Origin of the sequence: Enterococcus sp. S53 (genome assembly GCF_016516865.1) — a bacterium.
GTDB classification, from domain to species: domain Bacteria; phylum Bacillota; class Bacilli; order Lactobacillales; family Enterococcaceae; genus Enterococcus_D; species Enterococcus_D innesii.
Map to the genome: position 1 here is coordinate 1 of NZ_JACVUH010000094.1, position 214 is coordinate 214.

The following is a 214-nucleotide window of genomic DNA, read 5'->3' on the forward strand; positions in this document are numbered from 1 at the left end:
ATAACCAAGCCACCCTTTTCTTTGAATATGGGTATTTATTTCAATCGGCGAGCCTTTTCCATCGTACAAAACTTCGAGCCATTCGGCACGCAATGCTTTACCAGTTGTTCCAGCTGTAGCACCTTCTTTGACGTACCCCAATGTCCCACCTTTGTACTTATTATTCGACTGAACATGCATACGATAACCCAGACCATCAATTTTATCTTTTGAT

At 41.6% G+C, this 214-nt stretch carries 1 pseudogene; it reads right to left on the minus strand.

Annotation, left to right across the window (positions count from 1 at the left end):
* A pseudogene (locus IAE45_RS18790) lies at positions 1–214 on the minus strand (hypothetical protein); the annotation flags it as partial.